8 protein-coding genes are annotated in these 6,924 nt (G+C 64.3%); all 8 read right to left on the reverse strand.

Annotated features, from left to right (window positions below; translation table 11 throughout):
* Positions 1-37: 37 nt before the first annotated feature.
* A complete protein-coding gene (locus QN377_RS22790) occupies positions 38-985 on the reverse strand; it encodes a hypothetical protein (protein WP_323567668.1) in 948 nt (315 codons plus the stop codon).
* The gene (locus tag QN377_RS22795) at positions 982-2,559 is read right to left on the reverse strand and encodes a VWA domain-containing protein (protein WP_322213032.1); all 1,578 of its coding nucleotides are present in this window, start codon (positions 2,557-2,559) and stop codon (positions 982-984) included. Before QN377_RS22795 ends, QN377_RS22790 begins: the two co-directional genes overlap by 4 nt.
* A 1-nt stretch (position 2,560) precedes the next feature.
* The gene (locus QN377_RS22800) at positions 2,561-3,553 is read right to left on the reverse strand and encodes a VWA domain-containing protein (RefSeq protein ID WP_322213030.1); all 993 of its coding nucleotides are present in this window, start codon (positions 3,551-3,553) and stop codon (positions 2,561-2,563) included.
* On the reverse strand, positions 3,540-4,028 hold the full coding sequence (locus QN377_RS22805) for a DUF4381 domain-containing protein (protein WP_095023535.1): 489 nt from the start codon (positions 4,026-4,028) through the stop codon (positions 3,540-3,542). Before QN377_RS22805 ends, QN377_RS22800 begins: the two co-directional genes overlap by 14 nt.
* Positions 4,025-4,975, reverse strand: a complete 951-nt coding sequence (locus QN377_RS22810) for a DUF58 domain-containing protein (protein ID WP_322213029.1) — start codon at positions 4,973-4,975, stop codon at positions 4,025-4,027. Before QN377_RS22810 ends, QN377_RS22805 begins: the two co-directional genes overlap by 4 nt.
* On the reverse strand, positions 4,975-5,955 hold the full coding sequence (locus tag QN377_RS22815) for a MoxR family ATPase (protein ID WP_322213028.1): 981 nt from the start codon (positions 5,953-5,955) through the stop codon (positions 4,975-4,977). Before QN377_RS22815 ends, QN377_RS22810 begins: the two co-directional genes overlap by 1 nt.
* Before the next feature lie 24 nt (positions 5,956-5,979).
* Positions 5,980-6,471 (reverse strand): hypothetical protein, encoded by a 492-nt coding sequence (locus QN377_RS22820; protein ID WP_240043200.1) that lies wholly within the window; start codon positions 6,469-6,471, stop codon positions 5,980-5,982.
* On the reverse strand, positions 6,468-6,924 hold a 457-nt coding region (locus QN377_RS22825), incomplete at its 5' end, for a DUF2092 domain-containing protein (RefSeq protein ID WP_323567669.1). The genes QN377_RS22820 and QN377_RS22825, both read right to left, overlap by 4 nt.

Consider the following 6,924-nt stretch of genomic DNA (forward strand, 5'->3'; position numbering starts at 1 on the left):
CCCCCCCCCCCCCCCCCCCCCCCCCCCCCTTTTTTTTTTACAACCACACCCCGCCAACCCGATGTGTATAAGAGACAGGCAATAACCCGATGCCAACCAGCAACGTGGCGGGCAGCCGCAGCCGGGTGGGTTGGCCCATTTGCCTGAGGTCGTCAACGATCGAGAACACCGGGGTGTAGCTGCTGCTGGCTGTGGCCTTGAAGGTGACGGCCGGGAGTTCGCCGAAACGGATTTGGCGGTTCACGCTGTCCCACCATTTGACGCGGATTGCCGGCAGCTCGAAATCGCCTTCGCGCTCGATGCGATAACTGATCCGGTCAATGCGCTGACCGCCATTGAAACCGCCCCGGCCGTCGTCCAGATTGCTCACCTGCGGGGTCTGCGGGTAGGCACCGAGTCCGGCCACCGAGCCCCGGGGCGGAGCGGGCAGGGCCAGCCCCGGGGTACCGTCGGCCTGTAACGTCACGCTGCGGGTCAGGCTGTCACCCACCTTGAACGGGCCGCCTGGCGGGGTCAGGGTCTGGCTCAGGCGCAACGCGCTGGCCACCAGTATCGGTTCGCCGGGGCTGAACCCTTCGGGCAGACTGGCACGAAAGGTCAGCACCGGGGTTTGCCCCGACAGCTCATGGCTGGCCTGCGCCGGGGTCGCGCGCACTGTCAGTGGCGCGATCGAGAACGCTTGCGCCTGCGTCGGGGTGATTCGATAGGTGTAGCGCAGGCCGCTGAAGGTCTGGCCCTGAATCGTCTGCGACAGGTGCCCGGCCTCACCATTGGGCGGTGTCACATCGGTACCGTCCAGGTTCAGTTCGGGTAATGACGCACCACGGGTGAACCAGCTGTCGGTGAGCACATCGACCTGCAACTGCAAGGTCTCGCCCACCACCACGGCATCACCCGGTACCAGCCGGGCCTGCACCAACAGTTGCGGTTCGTTGGCCTGTGCCAGGCCGACGAACATCAGCAGTACCAGGGCGCAGGGCTTCATGGCGCCACCTTTTGGTCTTGCAGGCTGAATTTTTGCCGCAGGAAATTGGCCGGAGAGGTGGTCAGGTTTTGCAGCCATTGTTCGTCGCTGGCCGCCTGCGGGGTTTGCAGCGGTTTGCTCTGGCCTTTGCCTGGCGGCTTGTCGAATTTGATCGCGTCAGGTTTGACTTCGGGGGTGTTCTGCTCGGCGCTGTCGGTATCTTTTTCCAGGGCAATGGCCAATGCCAAATTGGCACTGGCTTCGGGGAACTGCGGTTGCAGGGCCAAGGCCTGGCGATAGGCGGCAATCGCCTGATCGAACTTGTAGCGGCGTACGTAAATATTGCCCAGGTAAAAGTACGCCGGGGCGGTGTTCAACTGGGCAAAGCTGGCCAGTGCCAGATCGAAATCGGCGGCGTTATAAGCTGCGATGCCTTTCCAGTAAGGATCGACAAATAACTCGGCTGCTGCGGGGTAGTGCTGGTGCTCAAAGGCCCAACGCCCTTGCTGATCCCGGGTGAAGAAGGCATCGGTCAGTGCGTTGGCCTGCGCCGGTGACGGTTGCAGGGCCAGCCCTGCGCCCAGCAGCAGGACGGCGTTCCAGTTGAGGCTCCAGCCACGGCGCACCGAGAACCAGGCAAGCAATAGCAGGGGCCCGCATAACCAGTAACCGGCGTCTTTCCATTGCAGCTCGCGCTGCTCGTCGCTGGCGGCCTGGAAGTGCTGTTGGGCGTGGCCTTCGACCCAGTCCAGATCATCGTTGTTTATGGTCAGGCTGCCCAGCGGTGCATCGGTGGCCGCGGCCAGTTGCTTGAGCGCGGCGCTGTCGAAGCTGCCCAGTTGCGGGCGACCGGAACTGTCGGTGCGCGGTTGGCCGCTGGCATCGCGAATGATCCCGCCATTGCTGCTGCCCACTGCCAGTATCAGCACTTGCAGGGCACTGCCCGGCAACAGGGCTTTGAGGCTGTCCAGTTGGGTGGTGTCGGCACCGTCGGTGATCAGCAACAGGGTGCCCGGAGCTTTCTCGGCCTGTAGCAGGCGCTTGGCCTGTTCGATCACCGCCGCCACGTTTTTGCCGGGCCGGGCGATCAGATCGGTGCCCAGGGCCTGGATAAAACTGTCGAGCAGCGCCGGGTCGTCGGTGGCGGGCAACACCAGATGGGCGCTGCCCGCGTAGGCGATCAGGGCCGTGCGGGCACCGCTGCGGCGGGCAGTCAGGTCATGCAATTTGTGCTTGGCGGCTTCCAGCCGGGTGGGCTGCACATCGCTGGCATCCATTGACAGGGACAGGTCGAGGGCAATGATCAACGGCGCGCGGTTTTGCAGGAATGCCGGGCGGTCCTGTTCCCAGGTGGGGCCTGCGGCCGCAATGGCGCCGATGATCAGCAGGGCAGCGGTCAAATGTACCGGGCGCAGGCGGTGGCTGTCGGGCGGGGTGACCAGCAAGTGTGGCAACAGGTGGGGAGCGATGATCGCCCGCAAACGCCGTTGCTGGTCATGGCTGCGGCGCCACATTAGCGGTAGCAGGGCACCCGCAATCGCCAACAGCAGCCAGGCCGGGCGCAGAAAGTGGAAGTCACTCAGGTTGATCTCCATTTCAGGCCTCCCGCGGTGGTGAGCGCGGGTGGCGCCGTGAGGCCAGCAGTGCGAGCAGATGATACAGCGCTATCAGGCTGATGGCGGCCGCTACGGGTAACCAGAACAGGTCACGTTTGGGCTGGTGGCTGAAGGTTTGCACCCTGTGCGGGGTGAGCTGGTCGAGGGTGGCGTAGACCTGGTTCAGGCTGTCACGGTCTTCTGCGCGAAAGTACTGGCCGCCGGTGCTTTTGGCGATGCTCTGCAGGGCTGCAAGGTTGACCTTGGCTTCGCCGTCGGCATCCGGGTCGCCTATGCCGATGGTGTGGATCACTACCCCTTTGGCCGCCGCCATGGCCGTGGCACGGGGCACGGGGATGGCGCTGCTGGTGTCGTTGCCGTCGGTGAGCAGGATCAGTACTTTCTCCTGCTCGTGGGCCTGGTCGAGCAGTTTCAGGCTCAGGCCGATGGCGTCGCCGATAGCGGTGTCGGGCCCGGCCATGCCGATGCCGGTGTCGTCCAGCAGCAGCGACAGGCTGGCGTGGTCGAGGGTCAGTGGCGCTTGCGGATAGGCAGCGCTACCAAACAGGATCAGGCCGATGCGGTCGTCCTTGCGCCGGGCGATAAAGTCCTGCACCACGTGTTTGACCGCGCTCAGGCGGTCGATCCTCTGCCCGCTGGCGTCGGTGAAATCGGTGGTTTGCATCGATTGAGAGATATCGATGGCAAGCATCAGGTCGCGCACCGGTTGCTGGCGCTCGATGGGTTTTTCGACCCATACCGGTCTGGCCACGGCCACCACCAGCAATGTCCACACCAGCAGGTTGAGCAGCAATTGCCAGATGTTGTGCTGCGCGCCTGCGATCTGTGGTGCTTGATCGACAGCGCGGCTCATGGCGTTGAAAAACGGTACGCGTACTGCACTGCGGGCTTCGCGGTAAGCGGGCAGCCAGCGGTAGCCGAACCACGGCAAGGGCAGCAACAGCAGCAACCAGGGATAATCAAACTGCCACATGGTGCAGCTCCACCCAGCGTGTACAGGTGTCGACCAACTGCTGGCGTTGTGCGGCGGGCAGGGCGAGCAATTGCTCATCCTGGGCGTAGGCCAGAAACGCCAGTTGCTGGCTGAAATCCTCGGGCACAGGCGGTGGGCCGTGGCGTTGTAAAAAGTCCTGCCAGGCCTCGCCCTGCAGAGGCGCCGCTGCCTGCGGGACGGGCATGGACAGTGCCACCCGTTTAAGCAGCGTGGGCAGTTCGCGCAAGGTGCCCAGCGGGTCGTTGGCCGCGCGCAGTTGTGCCAGCCGTTGCAAGGCCTCGCGCCGGTAGCGGTCACGCCGCCACTGCCAGCAGGCGCGTGCCGCCCAGACCGCCAGGCCGGTCAGCACAACCCCAAGCAAGGCCCACCAGCCCCAGGTCTGCGGCAGGTAGCTGACAGGTGCAGGCAGGGCCAGGGTTTGCAGTTGGTCAATGCTGGGGATAGGACTGGTCATGGCCGCGCCCCGCCCAGTTTGCCCAGTTCGATTCGCAGCTGGCTGTGAGTATCCTGCGCGGTGCTGAACATCATCAGCGGCACCTGGCTGCGGCGCAGCAGGCTGGCGATGTCCTTGAAGCGCCCGCTGAGGAAGTTGCCCAGCGGCTGGCGTACGTGTGCGTGCTCTACCGCCAGCTCCACTTGCAACTGGCCCTGGGTAACCAGCAAGCGCCCGGTATCGGGCAGGTCCAGCGCCAATGGGTCGTAAACCTGCATGGCGATGACATCGTTGTGCACTGCCAGTTGGCGCAGCAACTGCAGGGTGTGCGGCCCGGCCCCGACGAAATCGCTGATCAGGCAAATCAGGTGGTCATGCCCGGCAATGGCCAGGCACTGTTGCAGGACCTTGTCCAGTTGATCGGCGTCTTCGCAGTCCGGTTGAGTGGCATTGAGTTCCTGGTTTTGCCGGGCAATTTTGCTGCACAACGCCTCCACCCGTTTGCGGCTGCGCAGCGGGGCAATACTGTCGATGCGTTGATCGTTGAATACCAGGGCGCCCACCCGGTCACCGGCGTTGAACACCATCCATGCGGCCAGTGCACCCAGTTCGGCAGCGGTGGCGGATTTGAAGCTGCGGCTGGAGCCAAAAAACATCGACATGCGCTGGTCGACCACGATCAAGGCCGGGCGGTCGCGTTCTTCGGTAAAGGTACGCACCACTGGCTTGCCAGTGCGCAATGAGGCGCGCCAGTCGAGGTGGCGCAGGTCGTCACCGGGTTGATAGCGGCGTAGTTCGTCAAAATTCAGGCCGCGGCCACGCAAGCGCGAAGCATGGTTGCCCGAGAGGATACTGCCGTGGGGTTGGCGGGCGACAAAACTCAACGCCCGCGCTTTGAACTCCAGCGCCATCAGTTGCGCAAGCGAGACGTATACCAGGCCGTCGGCCTCCTGCCGTTGGGCGTGCATCAGGCAGGTATCGCGACTTTGTCGAGTATGCGTTGCAGTACCTGATCAGCGCTGACGCCATCGGCCACGGCGTCGTAGCTCAGTTGCAGGCGGTGGCGCAGTACCGGATACGCCACGGCGCGCACGTTGTCCGGGGTGACAAAGGCCTGGCCGCGCAGCCAGGCGTCGGCACGGGCGCAGCGGTCAAGGCCGATACCGCCGCGGGGGCTGGCGCCGATACTGATCCAGCGGGCCAGATCGGCGTCATAGTCGGCAGGACGGCGGGTGGCGTTGATCAGGTCGATCAGGTAAGCATCGATGGCGGGGGACACGGCCACTGTGGCGACTTCGCGGCGAGCCGCGAAAATCACCTCCTGACCCAGGGTAAACGGCGGGGCTGTGTCGGCCGTGGCGTGCTGCACCTGTTCTTCAGCGCGCAGCATGCGCAGCACCCGGGATTCATCTGCCGGGCTTGGGTAGTCGAGCAGCACTTTCATCACAAAGCGGTCCATCTGCGCCTCGGGCAGCGGGTAGGTACCTTCCTGTTCGATGGGGTTTTGCGTAGCCAGCACCATAAACAGTGCGGGCAGCGGGTGGCTGTTGCCGGCGACGGTGATCTGCCGTTCTTCTATGGCTTCAAGCAGGGCCGCCTGCACCTTGGCCGGGGCGCGGTTGATTTCGTCGGCCAGGATCAGGTTGCCGAACAAAGGCCCGGGTTGAAAACGGATCAGGTTCTGGCCGTCCACCTGGTGCAGCACCTCGGCGCCGGTGATGTCCGATGGCAGCAGGTCAGGGGTGAACTGGATACGGCTCATCTGCGCCTCCAGGTGCCTGGCCAACGCCTTGACGGTGCGGGTCTTGGCCAAACCCGGCAGGCTTTCGAGGAGCAGATGACCGTTGGCCAGCAAGCCGACGATGATCTGGCGGATAACCTCGTCCTGGCCCAATACCGCTTCGGCGATGCTGGCTTGCAGGGCATTCAGATCGTTGAGCGCTGTCATAAAGCATTCCTTGCTTGAGCACGATTACCAGGGGGCGGGGACCACCACAAACTGCACGTTGCCACCCACATAGCGGGGCTGATACCAGGTTGGTCCGCAGTGTTGATACGCCACATTGTTGGCCACGACCGATACGCAGTCCGCAGGCACGCTGGTGACTTGCGAGCCGATGGCTATTGCCGTGGCCGTGGTTGCACCCACCACGGCGGCGGCTGCCCACGGGTGATACCAGTTGTCCGGTGGTGGTGGCGCAGGCAAGGGCCGTGGCGGAGGTGGCATGGGCCGTGGTGCCGGGTAGGGATGCGGTTGGGGGGCCGGCTGCGGGTAGGGGTGCGGCCCCGGCTGTGGATGCGGCTGTGGCTGTGGCATGGGGTGCGGCGCTGGGTGTCCGCCAGTGTGCGGCAGCACAAAAGTCCGTGCGCCGCCACCACCGCGCAGTTGCCAGGCCAGGGCGACAGAGGTGTGCAGCAGGCAGGCGCTGAGCACGCCACAGAACAGCCAGTGCAGACGCTTCATGGTTGCGCCTCCAGGCTGTATTTGCTCGGGGCCCACTGCAACGGCACTTCCTGGGCACCTGCGGGCGGATCAAAATCAAAGCTGTGGGCGCTGATTGCCGGTGTGAGCTGCCAGGTAAAGTCGACGCTGTGACGCGGCTGCTCGGGTATGTCGCGGCGGGTGATGGTCAGGCGGCACGGCAGGCGCTGTTCGCCCTCACGCAGCCACAGCTGCCAGTCGATAGCATCCTGACGCAAGGCGTAATGATCACAGCGCTGGCCGTCCAGCGTCTCACTGCCAATCAGCACGGCCGAACGCAAACCGGCCTGTCTGACGGTGTTGGCGTTCCAGCGAAACAGGTCGGCCAGCGGCAACTCGATGCCATAGCGACTATTGAGCAGGTCGATCAGTGCGTTGATGTTCGCCGGGGCGGGGGCGCTTGCGTAGTAGGGGCTCTGTCTCTTATACACATCT

It is taken from the genome of Pseudomonas sp. CCC4.1, from assembly GCF_035019225.1.
In the GTDB taxonomy this organism is placed as follows: Bacteria; Pseudomonadota; Gammaproteobacteria; order Pseudomonadales; family Pseudomonadaceae; genus Aquipseudomonas; species Aquipseudomonas bubulae.